This window comes from Pseudomonas sp. HS-18, from assembly GCF_020401845.1.
In the GTDB taxonomy this organism is placed as follows: domain Bacteria; phylum Pseudomonadota; class Gammaproteobacteria; order Pseudomonadales; family Pseudomonadaceae; genus Pseudomonas; species Pseudomonas nitroreducens.
Genome location: NZ_CP084413.1, coordinates 5,143,148 through 5,161,889 on the forward strand (window position 1 = coordinate 5,143,148; position 18,742 = coordinate 5,161,889).

An 18,742-nucleotide genomic window follows, 5' to 3' on the forward strand; every position below is an offset into this window, starting at 1 on the left:
GCGCAGTATCCCCAAGGGCTCGACTGGACACGATTGGCGTTATGGACAACATTATGATCAATAGCGCCAAGTTTCTTACACGAGCACAGTGAGACGCCATGTTCAGGATAGCCCTGTTCGTCTGCCCGCAAACCCTGTGTTCCAGCCTTGGCCTGGCCATGGACAGCTTCCACCTCGCCAACCGCCTGGCGGGCGAACGCCACTTCGAGGTACTGCGGGTCAGTGCCGAGGGTGAGCCGGTGGACCTGTCCTTCGGCCGCGTGGCGGTGGAGGGCGGGCTCGATCTCGCCGCCGGCTGCGACCTGCTGCTGATTCCCGCCACCGGCGCGGATATCGACGCCACCTTCGCCGCCAATCAGCCACTGCTTGCCTGGCTGCGTCACGCCCCTGCCAGCGTGCAACTTGGCAGCCTGTGCAGCAGCGCTTTCCTGCTGGCCGAATCCGGCGTGCTGGATGGTCGTCGCGCTACCACGCATTGGGCGCTGGAGACGGCTTTCCGGGAGCGTTATCCACAGGTGCGTCTGGACATCGACGCCCTGTGTACCGAGGACAACGGTCGGTTCTGTTCCGGCGGCGCCCAGGCCGGGCTGGACCTGTGCCTGTACCTGATCGAGTGCCATGCCGGCGCCGCCCTGGCGCGGCGCGCGGCGGCGACCCTGGTGTTCGAGCACGGGCGAGGCCGCCAACGACGCTTCACGCCGCTGCTGCCCGATCCCTTGCCGGCCGGCTCACCGCTGGAGCCGCTGCTGGCCTGGCTGGAGGACAACTACGCGCAACCCTTCGACCTCTCCGGCCTGGCGCAGCGCGTGCACTGCTCCACGCGCACGCTGTTGCGGCGCTTTCGCGAGCAGGTAGGGATGTCGCCGAACGACTACGTGCAGCGCCTGCGTATCGCTTCGGCACAGGAAGCGCTGGGCGATCCGGGGCGCTCGCTGGAACGCATCGCCAGTGATGTCGGCTACGCCGACCGAGCGAGCTTCGCGCGTCTGTTCAAGCAGGTGTGCGGGGAAACGCCGGGAGCTTTCCGGCAGAGGCTGCTGGGGAGGCAGGCATAAGCGGCGTTTGCCGTGGAAGGCAATTGTGATTCCGCGATCAGTGGAACCACTCCACCGCCGTACGCCAGACGCAGACACCAACGAAGTAAGCCGAAGCCGCGAACCAAAGGCCCAGCAACCAGGGTTGGTCGACCGGCTGCTGGAGGATCAGCAGTGCGCTGCTGAGCATCCAGACGAAGGTCACGGCGATGTTCAACGGCATGAACTGGCGCACGCGGAAGGGGTGCAGGAACTTCATGCGGGTCAGGGTCAGCGCAGCCAGCACCAGCACGGTGACGAAGCTTACCCAGGGGTGCAGGTCGAGCACGAAGAAGTACACCGCCACCACGTTCCACGCGGCCGGGAAGCCGACGAAGTAGTTGTCCTTGCTCTTCATGTTGACGTTGCAGAAGCAGAACAGCGAGGACACCAGGATCACCCCCACCGCCAGCAGCTCGGTATGCACCGGCAGCGGCACGTAGCGGTAGATGAAGATCGCGGGGATGAAGACGTAGGTGAGGTAGTCGATCACCAGGTCCAGGGTCGAGCCATCGAAGTGTGGCAGCACCGCCTTGACGTCGAACTTGCGCGCCAGGGTGCCGTCCAGGCCATCCACCAGCAGCGCCACGCCCAGCCACAGCAGGCAGGCTTGCGGCCTGTTGTCGACCAGCGCCAGAAGCGCGAGCAGCGCTAGGATGACACCGCTGGAGGTCACCGCGTGGGCGCTCCAGGCCTTGGCTTTGCTGAGGTTCATTGGCGATAGGATCAGGTTCACGTCGGCTCTCTTCCTTTGGACGGCGGATGCAGGGGAGCTACCTCAAACGGTAGCCCATCCCTGACAAACCACTGCACATGGGAACACCGATGGGGAGCCGAGTTCAGCCGGCTTTTCGCGATGCCGCCGGTTTGCGCGGTGGAGTGGGCAGCATACGCCGTTGCGGCGTGCGCTTGCCATCGTGGGAGACGAGCGTGACGGGGCTAACCTGATAACGCGAGGAAAGGCGCGAATTCGTTGCAGGAGCGAGCTTGCTCGCGAACCGCCCAGCACTGTCGCGGCCGGGAAACTCGTTCGCGAGCAAGCTCGCTCCTACAGAAAACGCCGTATCAGTGCAGGATCTGACTGAGGAACAGCTTGGTCCGATCCGACTGCGGGTTGTCGAAGAACTGGTCCGGCGGCGCCTGCTCGACGATCTCGCCCTTGTCCATGAAGATCACCCGGTTCGCCACGGTGCGGGCGAAGCCCATCTCGTGGGTCACGCAGAGCATGGTCATGCCGCTCTGCGCCAGGCCGATCATGGTGTCGAGCACTTCCTTGACCATTTCCGGGTCAAGCGCCGAGGTCGGTTCGTCGAACAGCATGATCTTCGGCTTCATGCACAGCGCGCGGGCGATCGCCACTCTCTGCTGCTGGCCGCCGGAGAGCTGGCCGGGGAACTTGTTCGCCTGCTCCGGGATGCGCACGCGCTCCAGGTAATGCATGGCGACTTCCTCGGCCTGGCGCTTGGGCATCTTGCGCACCCACATGGGTGCCAGGATGCAGTTCTGCAGCACGGTCAGGTGCGGGAACAGGTTGAAGTGCTGGAACACCATGCCCACTTCGCTGCGGATCGCCTCGATCTGCTTGAGGTCGTTGGTCAGCTCGGTGCCGTCGACCACGATGCTGCCCTGCTGGTGTTCCTCCAGGCGGTTGATGCAGCGGATGGTGGTGGACTTGCCCGAACCGGACGGCCCGCAGAGCACGATGCGCTCGCCCTGCTTGACCTCCAGGTTGATGTCCTTGAGCACGTGGAACTGGCCGTACCACTTGTTCACGCCCTTCATGGTGATCATCACGTGATCGCCGATGGCCGGCTGTGCGGTCTTGTTGGTGGCTTCAGACATGATGAACTCCTAACGCTTGTGGCCGGTGTCCAGCTTGTGCTCCAGGTGCATGGAGTAGCGGGACATGCCGAAACAGAAAATCCAGTAGACGACTGCCGCGAAGACATAGCCTTCGGTGGCCATGCCCAGCCAGGCCGGGTCCGCGGTGGCGCGCTTGATGCTATTGAGGAAGTCGAACAGGCCGATGATGATCACCAGGCTGGTGTCCTTGAACAGCGCGATGAAGGTGTTGACGATGCCGGGGATCACCAGCTTCAGCGCCTGCGGCAGGATCACCAGGCCCATGGTCCGCCAGTAGCCCAGGCCCATGGCGGCCGCGGCTTCGTACTGCCCCTTGGGGATGGCCTGCATGCCGCCGCGCACCACCTCGGCGATGTAGGCAGCCTCGAACAGCACCACCATCACCATGGCGCGCAGCAACTTGTCGAGGTTCATGCCTTCGGGCAGGAACAGCGGCAGCATCACCGAGGACATGAACAGCACGGTGATCAGCGGCACACCACGCCAGAACTCGATGGTGGTGACGCAGATGACCTTGATCGCCGGCATCTTCGAACGCCGCCCCAGCGCCAGCAGGATGCCCAGCGGCATCGCCCCGCAGATACCGACCGCGGCGATCACCACAGTGAGCATCAGCCCGCCCCAGGCGCTGGTCGGCACGGTTTCCAGCCCCAGGAAGCCGCCGTGCAGTAGCCAGTAGGCCACGATCGGCAGCGCCACCAGGAAACACAGGCCGTACTTCACCTTGTACGCGAAGCGCTTGAGGAACAGCGGCGCCGCGCCGAACACCACGAACAGCACGGTGAGGTCCACGCGCCAGCGCAGTTCCTCGGGGTAGAAGCCGTACATGAACTGGCCGAAGCGCGAACCGATGAACACCCAGCAGGCGCCCTCGCGGGAGCAGTCGGCGCGAGTGCTGCCGGTCCAGTCGGCCTTGATGATCGCCCACTCCAGCAGCGGCGGCAGGATCAGGTAGACCAAGTAAATGCCGACCAGCGTCAGCAGGGTGTTGAACCAGCTGGAGAACAGGTTGGCGCGCAGCCAGGCGAGCACGCCCACGCTCATCGCCGGTGGCGGCAGGTCGGGCTTGAAGGTATGAGTTGTCATGGTCTGCTCCCTCTACCGCTCGACCAGCGCGATGCGCTTGTTGTACCAGTTCATCAGCAGCGAAATGCTGATGCTGATGGCCAGGTACACGCTCATGGTGATGGCCATGGTTTCGATAGCCTGGCCGGTCTGGTTGAGCACCGTGCCGGCGAACAGCGAAACCATGTCCGGATAGCCGATGGCGGCGGCCAGCGAGGAGTTCTTCGCCAGGTTCAGGTACTGGCTGGTCAGCGGCGGGATGATCACCCGCAGCGCCTGCGGGATGATCACCAGGCGCAGGGTCTGCCCCGGACGCAGGCCCAGGGAGCCGGCAGCTTCGGTCTGCCCATGGCTGACCGCCTGGATGCCGGCGCGCACCGTCTCGCCGATGAAGGCGGCGGTGTAGACCGACAGCGCGAGGACAATGGACACCAGCTCCGGGATCACCACCCAGCCGCCGCGGAAGTTGAAGCCCTGCAGCACTGGCACGTCCCAGTGGAACGGCGCTCCGGCGACCAGCGACACCAGGCCCGGCAGCACCACCAGCAGCGCCAGGCCGCTGAGGAATACCGGGAAGGCCTTGCCGGTGGCATGGCGACGGGCCTTGGCCCACTTCCAGATCACCACCCAGCCAACCAGCGCCAGGATCACCGCGACGATGAACGGGCCGAGGCCGTCGGCAGCGATCGGCGCGGGCATCTGCAGGCCGCGGTTGTTGACGAAGAACAGGTCGCCGAAGCTGATGCTCTGCCGCGGGCCAGGCAGCGGGCCGAGCACGGCGAAGTACCAGAAGAAGATCTGCAGCAACGGCGGGATATTGCGGAACGTCTCGATGTACAGGGTCGCCAGCTTGCGGATCAGCCAGTTCGGCGACAGCCGCGCCACACCGAGGATGAAGCCCAGGACGGTGGCAAAGAAGATGCCCACCACCGTGACCAGCAGGGTGTTCAGCAGGCCGACCATGAACACCCGTCCGTAGGTGTCACTTTCGCTGTAGTCGATCAGGTGCTGGGAGATGCCGAAGCCGGCGCTGTGGTCGAGGAAGCCGAAGCCGGACTGAATGCCGCGATGGGCCAGGTTGGTCTGGGTGTTGTCGAAGAGAAACCAGCCGACCGCCACGACGAAGATGACGGCGATGATCTGGAATGCCCAGCCGCGCACGACGGGATCGTTGATCGATACCCCCCGCGGGCGCTGGGCCTTGACGGAATTCTGCATGTAAGCCCTCTCGGAAGGCCGCCGGGCGACCACGGGGCTACGCCCGTGGCCGCCCGGAAGGCTTCACGTCGTTCGAAACAGTCCGGCGCCCACACTCCGGGCGCCGGAACGGGTCAGGTCAGCGCACCGGCGGTGCGTACTGCAGACCACCCTTGTTCCACTGGGCGTTGAGGCCACGCTTGATCTTCAGCTCGCTGCCGTCGCCGACGTTGCGGTCGAAGATCTCGCCGTAGTTACCCACTTGCTTGACGATCTGCACCGCCCAGTCCTTGGGCAGCTTGAGGTCCTTGCCATAGTCACCCTCGCCGCCGAGCAGGCGCGCGACGTCCGGGTTCTTGGTGCTCTTGGCCTGCTCCTCGACGTTCTTCGAGTTGATGCCCAGCTCCTCGGCGTTGAGCATCGCGAAGAGCGTCCAGCGGGCGATGTCGAACCACTCCTCGTCACCCTGGCGCACGGCCGGGCCGAGGGGCTCCTTGGAGATCACTTCGGGCAGCACCACATAGTCATCCGGCGCGGCCAGCTTGATGCGCTGGGCATAGAGCTGCGACTGGTCGGAGGTCAGCACGTCGCAACGGCCGGACTCCAGCGACTTGGCGCTCTCGTCGGAAGTGTCGTAGGTGATGGGGGTGTACTTGAGGTTGTTGGAGCGGAAGTAGTCGGACAGGTTCAGCTCGGTGGTGGTACCTGCCTGAATGCACACGGTGGCGCCGTCGAGCTCCTTGGCGCTGGACACGCCCAGCTTCTTGTTCACCAGGAAGCCCTGGCCGTCGTAGTAGGTCACACCGACGAAGTTCAGGCCCATGGCGCTGTCGCGCGAGCTGGTCCAGGTGGTGTTGCGCGAGAGGATGTCGATCTCGCCGGACTGCAGCGCAGTGAAGCGCTCCTTGGCGGTCAGCGGGCTGTACTTGACCTTGGTCGCATCGCCGAACACGGCAGCCGCCACGGCGCGGCAGACGTCGACGTCGATACCCTTGTACTGGCCCTTGGCGTCGGCGTACGAGAAGCCCGGAAGACCGTCACTGATACCGCACTGCACGTAGCCTTTCTTCTTCACAGCATCCAGGGTGGCGCCGGCGTGGGCGAGCCCGCTGACACCGAATACGGCGGCGGTGGTCAGCACTGCCAGGGTGGATTTCACCATCTTCATCGATCTTCTCCGTTGCTTTTTTAGTGTTTTGGAGTCCCGGTTCCACCGCCGTACCCTCGTGAGGCACCAGCAAGACATCTAACGGGATGGAGACCTGAAAGTGAGTCTAGACGGCTCCTAAAAACCTATCGGAAGCCGCGAACACACCTTCGAGCGCGCAGGTGGTGCGCACTGGAACGGGTTATCAAGGGATCATTGCGTGTGAAGGCGAAGGCCCGTCGCACCGGCCGTTGACCGCGGCCGGTGCGACGGGCCCTGAAGCAGCCCAAGGCATTCGCGGCGCCACTTCCGGTACAGCTTTCCGGATGGGGTCGGTAGAGTGTTACCGGAAGTGGGGCCGCACAGCCTGGAAGCAGAGATAGCAAGTGGCGTACCAGCCCAGGAACCTTCCTTCGATTTCGTGCAGTCAAGTCCCACAAGTTGTGGCCATGCGACATCTTCTTGCATCGCCTCTCCACCCTATTCCGAACGCGGCGCCCCATCCTAGAGCGCCTGCCCCATCCTGGAGCCTCCATGACCCAGCCACTGATCCTCGAACCCGCCCAAAGCGCCGACTCCTGCGTCATTTGGTTGCACGGCCTGGGCGCCGATCGTTACGACTTCGAACCGGTAGCACGGATGCTGCAGCGCAGCTTCACCTCGACGCGCGTCATCCTGCCCCAGGCGCCGACCCGCCCGGTCACCGTGTTCAACGGCATGCCCGCGCCGAGCTGGTACGACATCCTCGCCATGGCCCCGGCGCGCGCCATCGACGAAGCGCAGCTGGAGGCCTCGGCCGACAGCGTGATCGCGCTGATCCAGGGGCAGATCGAGCAGGGCATCGCGGCCAAGCGCATCATCCTCGCCGGCTTTTCCCAGGGCGGGGCCGTGGTGCTGCACACCGGCTACCTGCGCTGGAACGGCGAACTGGGCGGGGTCATGGCGCTCTCCACCTATGGCCCGACATTCAGCGAAGGCATAAGCCTGCCGGCTACAAAAAGACAACTGTCGGCGCTCTGCCTGCATGGCACTTTCGATGACGTGGTGCTGCCGGCCATGGGCCGCGCCGCCTACGACTTCCTGCAGGCCAACGAGGTGCCCGCCCAGTGGCGCACCTACCCGATGAGCCACGAAGTGAGCAACGAGGAACTCGGCGATATCGGCGCCTGGCTGCGGGAGCGCCTGTGATCCCCTGACCCTGCGGAGAACAAGAAGAAGCATGAACGCCCCGATCAGCAGCCTGCGTGATGTCCAAGCCCTGGAACAGGTCCCGCTGCAGGACCGCGACCTGCCGCCGAACACCTACGAACTGCTGCGCCGCTCGGCGCAGCAGTTCGGCCCATCCACCGCCCTGAGCTTCCTGCTGCAGGGTTCGGCGGCCGAGGAGCCGATCCAGGTCAGCTACGCCGAACTGTTCTCCCGCGTCACCCAGGCGGCCAACGCCTTCCATCGCCTGGGCGTGCGGCCGGGCACCTCGGTGTCGTTCCTGCTGCCCAACCTGCCGCAGACCCATTACGTGATCTGGGGCGGCGAAGCGGCTGGTATCGTCAACGCGATCAACCCGCTGCTCGATCCGGGGCACATCGCCGAGCTCGTGCGTGCCGCCGATTCCCGTGTACTGGTCACCCTGGCCCCCTTCCCCGGCACCGAGCTCTGGGACAAGGTGGCAGCGCTGCGCGACCACCTGCCCGAACTCAGCGCCATCGTCACCGTCGACCTCGCCAACCTGCTGGCGGAGCCGCAGCGCTCGGCGATCAAGGCCCAGCGCGGTAAGCTGCCCGACGGCGTGCTGGACTTCGACGAGCTGCTCGCTCAGTGCCCCGACGACCACCTGGAAAGCGGCCGGGTGATCGGCCCCGACGAGGTCGCCTCCTACTTCCACACCGGTGGCACCACTGGTACCCCCAAGCTCGCGCCGCACAGCCACTTCAACGAAGTGGCGATGGCCGAGATCATGGGCCTGAACTCCGATTACGACGGCAACGACGTACTGCTCTGCGGCCTGCCGCTGTTCCACGTCAATGGCGTGATGGTCAGCGGTCTCGCGCCCTTCATGCGCGGCGGCCACGTCCTGCTGGCCGGCCCGCAGGGCTATCGCAACCCGACGCTGATTCAGGACTTCTGGAAGCTGGTGGAACGCTACAAGGTCACCAGCTTCAGCGGCGTACCGACCATCTACGCGGCCCTGCTGCAAGTGCCAAGCGAAGGGCACGACCTCTCCAGCCTGCGCTTCGCCCTCTGTGGCGCGGCGCCCATGCCGGTGGAGCTGATCCGTCAGTTCGAGGCGAAGACGGGCCTGGCGATCATCGAAGGCTACGGCATGACCGAGGCCACCTGCGGCACCAGCTGCAACCCGCGCGGCGGCGAGCGACGCCCCGGTTCCATCGGCCTGCGCCTGCCCTACTGCGAACTGAAGTCGGTGATCCTCGACGGCGACGGCCACTATCTGCGCGATGCCGAAGTGGACGAGATCGGCAACATCTGCCTGCGTGGGCCGACCGTCTTCAAGGGCTACCTGCAGGCCAGCAAGAACAAGGACATCTGGGTCGACGGCGACTGGTTCAACACCGGCGACCTGGGCCGCATCGACGCCGACGGCTACATCTGGCTCACCGGCCGCAGCAAGGACCTGATCATCCGCGGCGGGCACAACATCGACCCGCAGATGATCGAGGAAGCCCTGCACCGCCATCCCGCCGTGGCCATGGCCGCCGCCGTCGGCAAACCCTGCCTGAAGGCAGGCGAGCTGCCGGTGGTGTACATCCAGCTCAAGCCCGGTGCGCAGGTGAGCGAGGCGGAACTGCTGGAACACGCCGCCCAGCACGTGCCCGAGCGCGCAGCGGTGCCCAAGGACGTCTGGCTGCTGGACGTCATTCCCGTCACTGCGGTCGGCAAGACCTTCAAGCCCGCCCTGCGCCTGGACGCCATTCGTCGCGTGTTCGAGGACGAAACCCGCCACCTCGCACCGGCACCACGCATCGAGGTGGTCGCCGATGACCGCCTGGGTCATAAGGCTCGCTTGTTCGTCGGCGCCCTCGACCTAGACTCGCGCGCGGCACTGGCCGAGCGACTGGGAGGATACGCAGTGCATGTGGAGTGGCTGGAAAGCTGATGAAACACCCGGCCGACCGCCGGTCGGCCGGGGCTGCCTGCGAATTGCCAGTAGTCGAATCTGACTAATACTGATGGCTCAATGTGCGAAGAGGACTACAGGGAGAGTCAGTCGTGCACATCATCAGTCGCCATCCGACTTCCGCTGCGTCATGAAAGCCGCGCAGTGGAAAGAGGACATTCGCCAACTCCAGCACCTGCGCCTGTTCCAGAACGTGGCGGCGGCCAATCTGGAGCAGTTGCTCAAGGATTTCCGCGCCTGTGAACTGGAGCGCGGGGAAATTCTGCTGTCGCCTTTCAATCGCAACCACTTCCTTTATATGGTCCTCACCGGGCACCTGACGGTGTATCTGGGTTCGCTCGACAACCAGCCGGTCAGCACCCTGCATCCGGGCGACTGCGCCGGCGAGATCAGCTTCATCGACAGCGACCATCCCTCCGCCTACGTCGTCGCCAGCGAACCGACCACCGTGCTGCGCCTGCACCGCGAGGCGCTGATCGGCCTGTTCGAGCACTCCCCGCAGGTGATGCAGAACCTGCTCTCGGTACTCTGCGAACGGGTCCGCGAGGGCAACCGGATCATTCTCGACACCGAGCAGAACGCCAACATCGACACCCTCACCGGGCTGTTCAACCGCCGCTGGCTGGAGCACATCTACGACCGCGAGAGCACTCGCTGCGCGTTCAACGAACAGCCCATGTGCATGCTCATGCTCGATGTCGACCACTTCAAGAACTACAACGACGAGCACGGCCACCTGGCCGGCGACTATGCCCTCTGCCTGGTCGCCCACACCCTGCGCAGCCAGTTGCGGCCCAAGGACAGCATGGCCCGCTATGGCGGCGAGGAGTTCGTCATCCTGCTGCCGGAAATCGCCATCGACGAAGCCCGGCGCATTGGCAACCGCCTGCGCCAAAGCCTCGAACAGGTCACTTCCTTCTATTCGCCGGTGGGCGTGCTGCCCGGCGTCACCGTGTCCCTGGGTCTGGCCGAGATGGACATCCAGGAAAACCTGCCGAGCCTGATCCTGCGCGCCGACGGCGCCCTCTACCAGGCCAAGCAGAAGGGCCGCAACTGCCTCTGCGGCTGATCTCCCACCGCACTGGCCCGTCTGTTAGATTCCCCCAGCGAAAACACCAATAACAACAAAGCTGGGAAGCTGACATGCGCAAACTGCTGATCGTCCTGCTCATCCTGCTGGCCGTTGGCCTGGGGATCTTCTTCAACCTGCCGGGCTATATGGACCGGAAGATGAACACCGTGGCCAGCCCGCCGCCCTACCCCGCCTCGTCCGAGGCCCAGGCGCTGCACCAGACGCTGTTCGTCGCCGACCTGCACGACGATGCCCTGCTCTGGGACCGCAACCTGCTCGACCGCCACGACCACGGCCACACCGACGTACCGCGCCTGCTCGAAGGCCATGTCGGCCTGCAGGTGTTCTCCACCGTCACCAAGACCCCGCGCGGCCTGAACTACGAGAGCAACAGCGCCGACAGCGACAACATCACCCCGCTGGTCATCGCCCAGCGCTGGCCGGCGCGCACCTGGAACAGCCTGCTCGAACGCGCCCTGTATCAGGGCGAACTCCTCGACAAGGCCGCCGCCGACAGCCAGGGCAAGCTCACCCTGATCCGCAGCCGCGACGACCTGACCCGCTACCTCGCTGCCTGGCAGAAGGACCCGAAGCGCCTCGCCGGCGTGCTCGCCACCGAAGGACTGCACCCGCTGGAAGGCAAGCTGGAGAACATCGACCGCATGTACGACGCGGGTTTCCGCATCATGGGCCTGACTCACTTCTTCGATAACGAGGTCGGCGGCTCCGCCCATGGCCTGAAGAAAGGCGGGCTGACCGAGTTCGGCCGCCAGGTCGTCCCGCGCCTGGAAGAAAAGAAAATGCTGATTGACCTGGCCCACGCCTCGCGTCCGCTGATCGACGACGTGCTGGCCATCGCCAAGCGTCCGGTGATCGTCTCCCACACAGGTGTCGCGGGCACCTGCCCCGGCCCGCGCAACCTGACCGACGCGCACCTGCGCGGCATCGCCAACACCGGCGGGGTGATCGGCATCGGCTACTGGGACGGCGCGGTCTGCGAGACATCCGTGGACGCCATCGTCAAGGCGATGCGCTACGCGGCCGATAAAGTGGGCGTCGAGCACATCGCGCTGGGCTCCGATTTCGACGGTGCGGTGAACGCGCCCTTCGACACCACCGGCCTGGCACAGCTGACCCAGGGTCTGGCGAAGGCCGGTTTCAGCAACCAGGACATCGCCGCGATCATGGGCGGCAACGTGCGCCGGCTGCTGCTGGAGAGCCTTCCGTAGGCCAAGTCAATAGGCAGGATGCCCGTGGCACTTCGCCCTGCGGGCATCTTGCATTACACTGGCGGCCGTTCATTCCTTAACCAACACGAGACAGCCGTGCTTAAAGCACTCAAGAAAATCTTCAGCAAGGGCGACGGCGAGCAACCCGTGGCCACGCCAGCGGCCCCCGCTCCCGCCGCAGAAAAGCCCGCCCAGAGCGGTGAAAGACGTCCGCGCAAACCGCGCAACCCGCGCCCGGAAGGCGAATCCGCGGAGAAACCGGCCCGCGGCCCGAAGAGCGACAAACCCCGCGCCGAGCGTTCCGACAAAGGTGAACGTGGCGAAAAACGCGACCAGGCAGCCAAGGCCGAGCCCGCAAAGACCGAAGGCGCCGACAAGCCCCGCGAGCCCAGGGCCGACAAGCCGCGCCGCGAACGCAAGCCGCGCCCGCCGGTGGTCGATAACTGGAAGCTGGAAGACTTCGTCGTCGAGCCGGCCGAAGGCAAGACCCGTTTCCACGACTTCAACCTCGACCCGCGTCTGATGCATGCCATCCATGACCTGGGCTTCCCCTACTGCACGCCGATCCAGGCGCAGGTACTGGGCTTCACCCTGCGCGGCCAGGACGCCATCGGCCGTGCCCAGACCGGCACCGGCAAGACCGCCGCGTTCCTCATCTCGATCATCACCCAGCTGTTGCAGACCCCGCCGCCCAAAGAGCGCTACATGGGCGAGCCGCGTGCGCTGATCATCGCGCCGACCCGCGAACTGGTGGTGCAGATCGCCAAGGATGCCGTCGGTCTGGCCAAGTACACCGGCCTGAACGTCATGAGTTTCGTCGGCGGCATGGACTTCGACAAACAGCTCAAGACCCTGGAATCGCGCTTCTGCGACATCCTCGTGGCAACCCCAGGCCGCCTGCTGGACTTCAACCAGCGCGGCGAGGTGCACCTGGACATGGTCGAGGTGATGGTACTGGACGAAGCCGACCGCATGCTCGACATGGGCTTCATCCCGCAGGTCCGCCAGATCATCCGCCAGACCCCTTACAAGGGCGAACGCCAGACCCTGCTGTTCTCCGCCACCTTCACCGACGACGTGATGAACCTGGCCAAGCAGTGGACCGTCGACCCGGCCATCGTCGAGATCGAGCCGGAGAACGTCGCCAGCGATACCGTCGAGCAGCACGTCTACGCCGTTGCCGGCAGCGACAAGTACAAGCTGCTGTACAACCTGATCGCGCAGAACGACTGGACCCGCGTAATGGTCTTCGCCAACCGCAAGGACGAAGTGCGGCGCATCGAGGAACGCCTGACCAAGGACGGCATCAGCGCCGCCCAGATGTCCGGCGACGTGCCGCAGCACAAGCGCATCAAGGTCCTGGAAGGCTTCCGCGAGGGCAAGATCCGCGTGCTGGTCGCCACCGACGTCGCCGGCCGCGGCATCCATGTCGACGGCATCAGCCACGTGATCAACTTCACCCTGCCCGAGGATCCGGACGACTACGTGCACCGCATCGGCCGTACCGGCCGCGCCGGCAGCACCGGTACGTCCATCAGCTTCGCCGGCGAGGACGATGCCTTCGCCCTGCCGCCGATCGAGGAACTGCTGGGCCGCAAGATCAACTGCGAGATGCCCCCCACCGAGCTGCTCAAGCCGGTTCCGCGCAAGCACTGATCCGCCGCTGCACCAGCTTTCTGCTCCAAAACAAGGCGAAGCCACCTGGCTTCGCCTTTTTTGTTTCCATCGACGTTACGTCCGGTGACGTCACCCCTCTCCTCCGCTGAAACACACGCCGGTCCCCGCGCCAGAGCCTCGCGTTTTTCCCGCCGGACCCGCTGGGACGACCGTGCGGGATTCCCCGCAAACAATGGCACCGCGCCATCCCTGTCACGAAATCAGCCCCGCCCCGGCCATTTCCGCTCAGTTTTATTTACAGACGTAAAAAAATTCGCACGCTTCTTGCAAAGCACGCGAGAACAATTCCAAGAACTCGTCGGAATCCTCCCATGCCCTTGCGCGCCAAACTTGCTCTGAGTTTCCTCTCGGTCGGCCTGATCCCCGTCCTGGTGATGGCCATCGTGGTCTATCTCCAGGCCAGCCGGGCCCTCGAAGAACAAAGCCTCAACGCCCTGGAGGCGGTCGCCAGCATCAAGCAGCGACAGCTGATGGACGCCTGGAAGGCCCGCAACGACCAGCTCAGCAGCCTCGCCACCAACCTGGGCAGCAACTACGCCGGGCTGGACAGCGAGTCCCTGGTCACCACAGCCAACTACGACCGCCCGGTGTTCGAGAACTTCATCAAGACCTTCGGTTACCGCGAACTGCGCCTGGTGGCCGGTGACGGCAAGGTGGTGTTCAGCCTCGGCCGCGGCGTCGACTACCAGCAGAACATCGGTGATCCGCAATGGCGCGACACCGCTTTCGGCACGTTCATCCGCACCGCGCTGGACAGCGGCAAGGCCAGCATCAGCGACCTGGAGCAGGCGCCCAACGACCAGCAGCCGGTGCAATGGCTGGCCGCGCCGATCAAGGACAACGGCAAGCTGCAACTGCTGCTGGTGCTCGAGCTGCCGCTGGCGGCGATCAACGAGGTGATGCAGAACCGCCAGGGCCTGGGTGAAGCCGGGGAAACCTATCTGGTAGGCGGCGACGGCAGCCTGCGCTCGGACTCGGTGCGCTTTGCCGACCACCACGTACGCCGCGACAAGGAGACACCCACCAGCCTGCCCGGCGAGGCCATCGCCAAAGCCCTGGCCGGCGAACAGGGCCGGCTCGCCGAGGTTGGCCTGAGCAACGAACCGGCACTGAAGTCCTTCGTCCCGCTGAACCTCGACGGTGTGCACTGGGCACTGGTGGCGGAAATGGACCAGGCCCAGGCCTTCGCCCCGGTGCGCAAGCTGATGTGGCAAATCCTCGTGCTCGGCGTCCTGACCCTGCTCGGCGTCGCAGCCGGCACCTGGCTGGTCAGCCGCAGCGTGATGCGCCCGCTGGGCGGCGAACCAGCGAGCATGGCGGCGCTGGCCCAGCGCCTGGCCAACGGCGAGTTGCGCCTGAGCGACGATGCCAGCGCCAGCAGCGGCCTGATGCAGGCCCTGCGCGAAATGACCACGGCCTGGCGCCAGGTGGTCGAGCGCCTGCGCCAGGCCAGCGAGGCCGTGGGCGATGCCAGCGGCGACATCCTCGACGCCGCCGGACGCACCAGCAACCACCTCGACCAGCAGCAGGAAGCGCTGGAAATGGTGGTCAGCGCCGTCGACCAGATGGCCGCCACCGTGCAGGAAATCGCCGGCAGCGCCAGCCGCAGTGCCGACGGCAGCGCCGCCGCGCGCCAGGCCTTCGTCGCCATGCAGGGTACCCTGCAGCACATGATCGGCCGCCAGGACCAGTTGCTGGTCGGCCTGCGCCAGGCCGACGGCGTCGTGCAGACCCTGGCCGGCGAAAGCCAGCAGATCGGCTCGGTGCTCGATGTGATCCGCTCCATCGCCGAGCAGACCAACCTGCTCGCCCTCAACGCCGCCATCGAAGCCGCCCGCGCCGGCGAGGCGGGCCGTGGTTTCGCCGTGGTCGCCGACGAGGTGCGCAGCCTCGCCCAGCGCACCCGCAGCGCCACCGACGAGATCGTCGCCATCGTCGGCAGCCTCGGCGACTCCTCCGTCCAGGCCCAGTCGAGCATGAGCGGCGCCAGCGAGCAGGCCCATACCCTGGAGCAGGACACCCAGGCGGTGATCGAAGCCCTCGGCGCACTGGACGAGTCCCTGCAGGGCGTGCACGCCATGGCCTTCCAGATCGCCGCCGCCGCCGAACAGCAGGCCGCGACGACCCAGGAAGTGAACCAGCACATGCACCGGCTGAGCGACATGACCGTGGAAAACCGCAAGACCGCCGCGCATACCCGCGACTGTGGCGAACACCTGCGCCGCGTGGCAGGCAGCCAGGAAGAGCTGGTGGCGCAGTTCAAGCTGTAAACCCGAGCGTCTCACCTTTTAGGAGCGAGCAAGCTCGCTCCTAAAAGGTGCCCATCCGACCAGGCGCGCTTGTCGATAAAGACAATAGAGTCCAGAATGGAAAAATAAATCCACTTCTGGAGTCCCGCCATGTCCGCCGCCACGCCTTTCACCCTCAACCAGGCCGACGCCGAACGCCTGCTGGAACAGGTCGACGTGCTCCAGGCCATGCGCGACATGTTCGTCGAACTGGCCGCCGGCAGCGCCGTGCAACCCGCGCAGCAACTGGTGGAATTCCCCCACGGCGGCGGCGACTTCATCAACTACCTGGGCGTGCTGGCCTCGCAGAAGGTCTACGGCGTGAAGACCTCGCCGTACATCGTGCGCCAGCCCAAGTCGCTGGTGACCGCGTGGAGCCTGCTGATGTCCATGGAGAGCGGCCAGCCGCTGCTGCTGTGCGACGCCGGCAGCCTGACCACCGCGCGCACCGCCGCCACCACCGCCCTGGCGGTGCAGGAACTGGCCCGTCCGGACGCCAAGCGCCTGGCCATCGTCGGCAGCGGCCCGGTAGCCCGCGCACACCTGCGCTACGTCGCCGGCCTGCGGGACTGGCAGAGCATCCGCGTCTACTCGCCGAACCTGAACGCCGGCGTGCTGGCCCAGTTCGGCGCCATCGATTCCCGCGCAGAACCCGCCACCAGTGTCGAAGCCGCCGTGGCCGACGCCGATGTGGTGCTGCTGTGCACCTCGTCCGGCACCCCGGTGCTCGATCCGTCGATCCTGTCCAAGCCGGCGCTGATCACCTCCATCAGCACCAACGTCGCTCGCGCTCACGAAGTCCCGCCGCAGTCGCTGTCGCAGATGGACGTGTACTGCGACTACCGCGCCACCACCCCGGCCTCCGCCGGCGAAATGCGTCTGGCCCGCGAGGAGCACGGCTGGGATGGCAACATCCTCGGCGACCTGCCGGAGCTGGTCAGCGCTCGCGCCGCCAAGCCGGACTACCAGCGCCACGCCTTCTTCCGCTCCATCGGCCTGGGTCTGGAAGACGTCGCCCTGGCCAATGCGCTCTACCATCTGCAACGCAAGAACGCCTGAGCCGGAGACGAACATGATCGAAGTCGACTTCCTCATCATCGGCGGCGGCATTGCCGGCGCCTCCACCGGCTACTTCCTCTCCCGCCACGGCAAGGTCGCCGTGCTGGAGCGCGAGTCCCACGCCGGCTACCACTCCACCGGCCGCTCGGCAGCGCTCTATACCGTCGCCTACGGCACGCCGCAGGTACGTGCGCTGACCGCCGCCAGCCGTGCCTTCTTCGACAATCCGCCGGAAGGCTTCGTCGAACACCCGATCCTCACCCCGCGGGGCGAGATGACCGTGGACTTCGAAGGCAACCCGGAGGAACTCCAGCGCCAATATGAGAGTGCAAAGGCGGGCGTGCCGCAGATGCGCCTGCTCAGTGCCGATGAAGCCTGCGCCATCGTCCCCGTGCTGCGCCGGGAAAAAGTCCACGGCGCGATGCTTGACCCCAGCGCCGCCGACATCGACACCGATGGCCTGCTGCAGGGCTACCTGCGCGGCATCCGGCGCAACGGCGGCAGCGTGCAACTGGACAGCGAAGCCCTGGAAATCAACCGTATTGGCAACGCCTGGGAAGTACGCTGCGCGCAGCAGACCTACCGCGCGCCGGTGCTGGTCAACGCCGCCGGCGGCTGGTGCGACAGGATCGCCGAGTTGGCCGGCGCCGCCCCTCTGGGCCTGACGCCCAAGCGCCGCGCCGCCTTCCTGTTCAGCCCGCCGGAGGGTGTGGACAGCCACGCCTGGCCGGTGCTGGTCAGCCTGGACGAATCCTTCTACTTCAAGCCCGACGCCGGCATGCTGCTCGGCTCGCCGGCCAACGCCGACCCGGTGGAACCCCACGACGTGCAGCCCGAAGAGCTGGACATCGCCATGGGCATCTACCAGATCGAAGAACACACCACGCTAAGCATCCGCCGCCCGAGCCACACCTGGGCCGGTCTGCGCTCGTTCTTCGCCGACGGCGACCTGGTGTCCGGCTACGACCCGGCCACGCCCGGCCTGTACTGGGTCGCCGGCCAGGGTGGCTATGGCATCCAGACTTCGGCCGCCATGGGCGAAGCCAGCGCCGCGCTGATCCGCCATGAAGCCCTGCCGGAGCACCTGGCCCGCCACGGCCTGAACGCCCAGATGCTTTCCCCGGCGCGCCTGCTGGCCAAGTGAGCCGTCGCCCGTGACAGCCCGCGGGCGCTTGCGGCACACTCGCCAGCGCCCGCTTCATCGCCTTCGAGAGCCTTGCCCATGACCGCCGCTGATCCGCTGGACAACTACAAGGCCATCGCCGACGCCATCGCCGCGCTGTTCTTCCCCCACGCCGAAGTGGTCATCCACGACCTGCGCAACCAGCGCGTGGCGTACCTGGCGAACAACATCTCCAAGCGCGAGATCGGCGACGATTCGGCGCTGGAAGACATGCTCGAAGGCGGCCACGACGAACGCAACATCGGCCCCTACGAGAAGCTCAACTGGGACGGCCAGAAGATCCGCTCCATCAGCACCGTCCTGCGCGACGCCAAGGGCGAACCGCTGGCAGTGCTGTGCATCAACCTCAACATCACCCTGTTCGAGACCGCCAAGGCGGCGCTCGACCTGTTCCTCTCCTCGAACAAGATCGTCCCGCAGCCGGACGCTCTATTCCGCGATGACTGGCAGGAGCGCATCAACACCTTCCTCCATGCCTGGTTACGGCAGCGCCAGCTGAGCCTCTCCACCCTCAGCCGTGATCACAAGCGCGAGCTGGTCCTGGCCCTTCACGCGGAGGGCGCGTTCAAGGGCAAGAGCGCGGCGAACTACGTGGCCAATGTGCTGAACATGGGGCGGGCGACGGTGTACAAGCACCTGAAGGAGTTGAAGGAGGAGGTGTGAGCCGACTCCTTACCCGCGTTTTTCGCTCCGGTTCGCGAGCAAGCTCGCTCCTACAAGAGAACGCACGGCTTTGGCTTTGGCTTTGGCTTTGGC

At 65.7% G+C, this 18,742-nt stretch carries 15 protein-coding genes; 10 read left to right on the plus strand and 5 right to left on the minus strand.

Going from position 1 to position 18,742, the window contains the following annotated elements; genetic code table 11:
• The first annotated feature begins 98 nt into the window (after nt 1-98).
• Complete coding sequence (locus LDJ84_RS23995; protein ID WP_065084190.1) at nt 99-1,055, plus strand: GlxA family transcriptional regulator; 957 nt, start codon at nt 99-101, stop codon at nt 1,053-1,055.
• A gap of 37 nt (nt 1,056-1,092) precedes the next feature.
• Here the strand turns inward: LDJ84_RS23995 and pcsA are convergent, their stop codons facing one another.
• From pcsA to LDJ84_RS24020, 5 genes are all read right to left on the minus strand, one after another.
• Nucleotides 1,093-1,788 (minus strand): phosphatidylcholine synthase, encoded by a 696-nt coding sequence (gene pcsA / locus LDJ84_RS24000; protein WP_089285729.1) that lies wholly within the window; start codon nt 1,786-1,788, stop codon nt 1,093-1,095.
• A 350-nt stretch (nt 1,789-2,138) separates the two neighbouring features.
• Nucleotides 2,139-2,915: an amino acid ABC transporter ATP-binding protein gene (locus LDJ84_RS24005; RefSeq protein ID WP_024767156.1), complete on the minus strand. Its 777-nt coding sequence runs from the start codon at nt 2,913-2,915 to the stop codon at nt 2,139-2,141.
• 9 nt (nt 2,916-2,924) lie between these two features.
• Nucleotides 2,925-4,022, minus strand: coding sequence for an amino acid ABC transporter permease (locus LDJ84_RS24010; protein ID WP_024767155.1), 1,098 nt, complete (start codon nt 4,020-4,022; stop codon nt 2,925-2,927).
• Nucleotides 4,023-4,034: 12 nt separating this feature from the next.
• Complete coding sequence (locus tag LDJ84_RS24015; protein WP_024767154.1) at nt 4,035-5,219, minus strand: amino acid ABC transporter permease; 1,185 nt, start codon at nt 5,217-5,219, stop codon at nt 4,035-4,037.
• Nucleotides 5,220-5,337: 118 nt separating this feature from the next.
• Nucleotides 5,338-6,366, minus strand: coding sequence for an amino acid ABC transporter substrate-binding protein (locus LDJ84_RS24020; protein ID WP_024767153.1), 1,029 nt, complete (start codon nt 6,364-6,366; stop codon nt 5,338-5,340).
• Nucleotides 6,367-6,879: 513 nt separating this feature from the next.
• Here LDJ84_RS24020 and LDJ84_RS24025 point away from each other — a divergent pair.
• The 9 genes from LDJ84_RS24025 to LDJ84_RS24065 all read left to right on the plus strand — a co-directional run bounded on the left by LDJ84_RS24025 (nt 6,880) and on the right by LDJ84_RS24065 (nt 18,649).
• Nucleotides 6,880-7,533 carry an alpha/beta hydrolase gene (locus tag LDJ84_RS24025; RefSeq protein ID WP_065084189.1) on the plus strand — a complete coding sequence of 218 codons (654 nt, stop codon included), beginning with the start codon at nt 6,880-6,882 and terminating at the stop codon, nt 7,531-7,533.
• Between the two features lie 31 nt (nt 7,534-7,564).
• Complete coding sequence (locus tag LDJ84_RS24030) at nt 7,565-9,457, plus strand: acyl-CoA synthetase (protein ID WP_226045523.1); 1,893 nt, start codon at nt 7,565-7,567, stop codon at nt 9,455-9,457.
• 151 nt (nt 9,458-9,608) lie between these two features.
• Nucleotides 9,609-10,547, plus strand: coding sequence for a GGDEF domain-containing protein (locus tag LDJ84_RS24035; protein ID WP_024767150.1), 939 nt, complete (start codon nt 9,609-9,611; stop codon nt 10,545-10,547).
• Between the two features lie 74 nt (nt 10,548-10,621).
• A complete protein-coding gene (locus LDJ84_RS24040; protein ID WP_024767149.1) occupies nt 10,622-11,779 on the plus strand; it encodes a dipeptidase in 1,158 nt (385 codons plus the stop codon).
• 96 nt (nt 11,780-11,875) lie between these two features.
• Complete coding sequence (rhlB, locus tag LDJ84_RS24045; RefSeq protein WP_037007867.1) at nt 11,876-13,435, plus strand: ATP-dependent RNA helicase RhlB; 1,560 nt, start codon at nt 11,876-11,878, stop codon at nt 13,433-13,435.
• A gap of 332 nt (nt 13,436-13,767) precedes the next feature.
• Nucleotides 13,768-15,726, plus strand: coding sequence for a methyl-accepting chemotaxis protein (locus LDJ84_RS24050; RefSeq protein ID WP_038803579.1), 1,959 nt, complete (start codon nt 13,768-13,770; stop codon nt 15,724-15,726).
• 129 nt (nt 15,727-15,855) lie between these two features.
• Nucleotides 15,856-16,803 (plus strand): ornithine cyclodeaminase family protein, encoded by a 948-nt coding sequence (locus LDJ84_RS24055; RefSeq protein ID WP_193452099.1) that lies wholly within the window; start codon nt 15,856-15,858, stop codon nt 16,801-16,803.
• 13 nt (nt 16,804-16,816) lie between these two features.
• Nucleotides 16,817-17,947 carry an NAD(P)/FAD-dependent oxidoreductase gene (locus LDJ84_RS24060; protein WP_226045524.1) on the plus strand — a complete coding sequence of 377 codons (1,131 nt, stop codon included), beginning with the start codon at nt 16,817-16,819 and terminating at the stop codon, nt 17,945-17,947.
• 78 nt (nt 17,948-18,025) lie between these two features.
• Nucleotides 18,026-18,649, plus strand: coding sequence for a transcriptional regulator (locus LDJ84_RS24065; protein WP_024765819.1), 624 nt, complete (start codon nt 18,026-18,028; stop codon nt 18,647-18,649).
• The last annotated feature ends 93 nt before the right edge of the window (nt 18,650-18,742 follow it).

Bases quoted from the DNA above. Each gene is read 5' to 3' on its own strand.
- LDJ84_RS24035 (WP_024767150.1), top strand. From the start codon at position 9,609: ATGAAAGCCGCGCAGTGGAAAGAGGACATTCGCCAACTCCAGCACCTG.
- LDJ84_RS24020 (WP_024767153.1), bottom strand. From the start codon at position 6,366: ATGAAGATGGTGAAATCCACCCTGGCAGTGCTGACCACCGCCGCCGTA.
- LDJ84_RS24015 (WP_024767154.1), bottom strand. From the start codon at position 5,219: ATGCAGAATTCCGTCAAGGCCCAGCGCCCGCGGGGGGTATCGATCAAC.
- LDJ84_RS24010 (WP_024767155.1), bottom strand. From the start codon at position 4,022: ATGACAACTCATACCTTCAAGCCCGACCTGCCGCCACCGGCGATGAGC.
- LDJ84_RS24050 (WP_038803579.1), top strand. From the start codon at position 13,768: ATGCCCTTGCGCGCCAAACTTGCTCTGAGTTTCCTCTCGGTCGGCCTG.
- LDJ84_RS24030 (WP_226045523.1), top strand. From the start codon at position 7,565: ATGAACGCCCCGATCAGCAGCCTGCGTGATGTCCAAGCCCTGGAACAG.
- LDJ84_RS23995 (WP_065084190.1), top strand. From the start codon at position 99: ATGTTCAGGATAGCCCTGTTCGTCTGCCCGCAAACCCTGTGTTCCAGC.
- LDJ84_RS24065 (WP_024765819.1), top strand. From the start codon at position 18,026: ATGACCGCCGCTGATCCGCTGGACAACTACAAGGCCATCGCCGACGCC.
- LDJ84_RS24025 (WP_065084189.1), top strand. From the start codon at position 6,880: ATGACCCAGCCACTGATCCTCGAACCCGCCCAAAGCGCCGACTCCTGC.
- LDJ84_RS24055 (WP_193452099.1), top strand. From the start codon at position 15,856: ATGTCCGCCGCCACGCCTTTCACCCTCAACCAGGCCGACGCCGAACGC.
- LDJ84_RS24005 (WP_024767156.1), bottom strand. From the start codon at position 2,915: ATGTCTGAAGCCACCAACAAGACCGCACAGCCGGCCATCGGCGATCAC.
- pcsA (WP_089285729.1), bottom strand. From the start codon at position 1,788: ATGAACCTCAGCAAAGCCAAGGCCTGGAGCGCCCACGCGGTGACCTCC.
- LDJ84_RS24040 (WP_024767149.1), top strand. From the start codon at position 10,622: ATGCGCAAACTGCTGATCGTCCTGCTCATCCTGCTGGCCGTTGGCCTG.
- LDJ84_RS24060 (WP_226045524.1), top strand. From the start codon at position 16,817: ATGATCGAAGTCGACTTCCTCATCATCGGCGGCGGCATTGCCGGCGCC.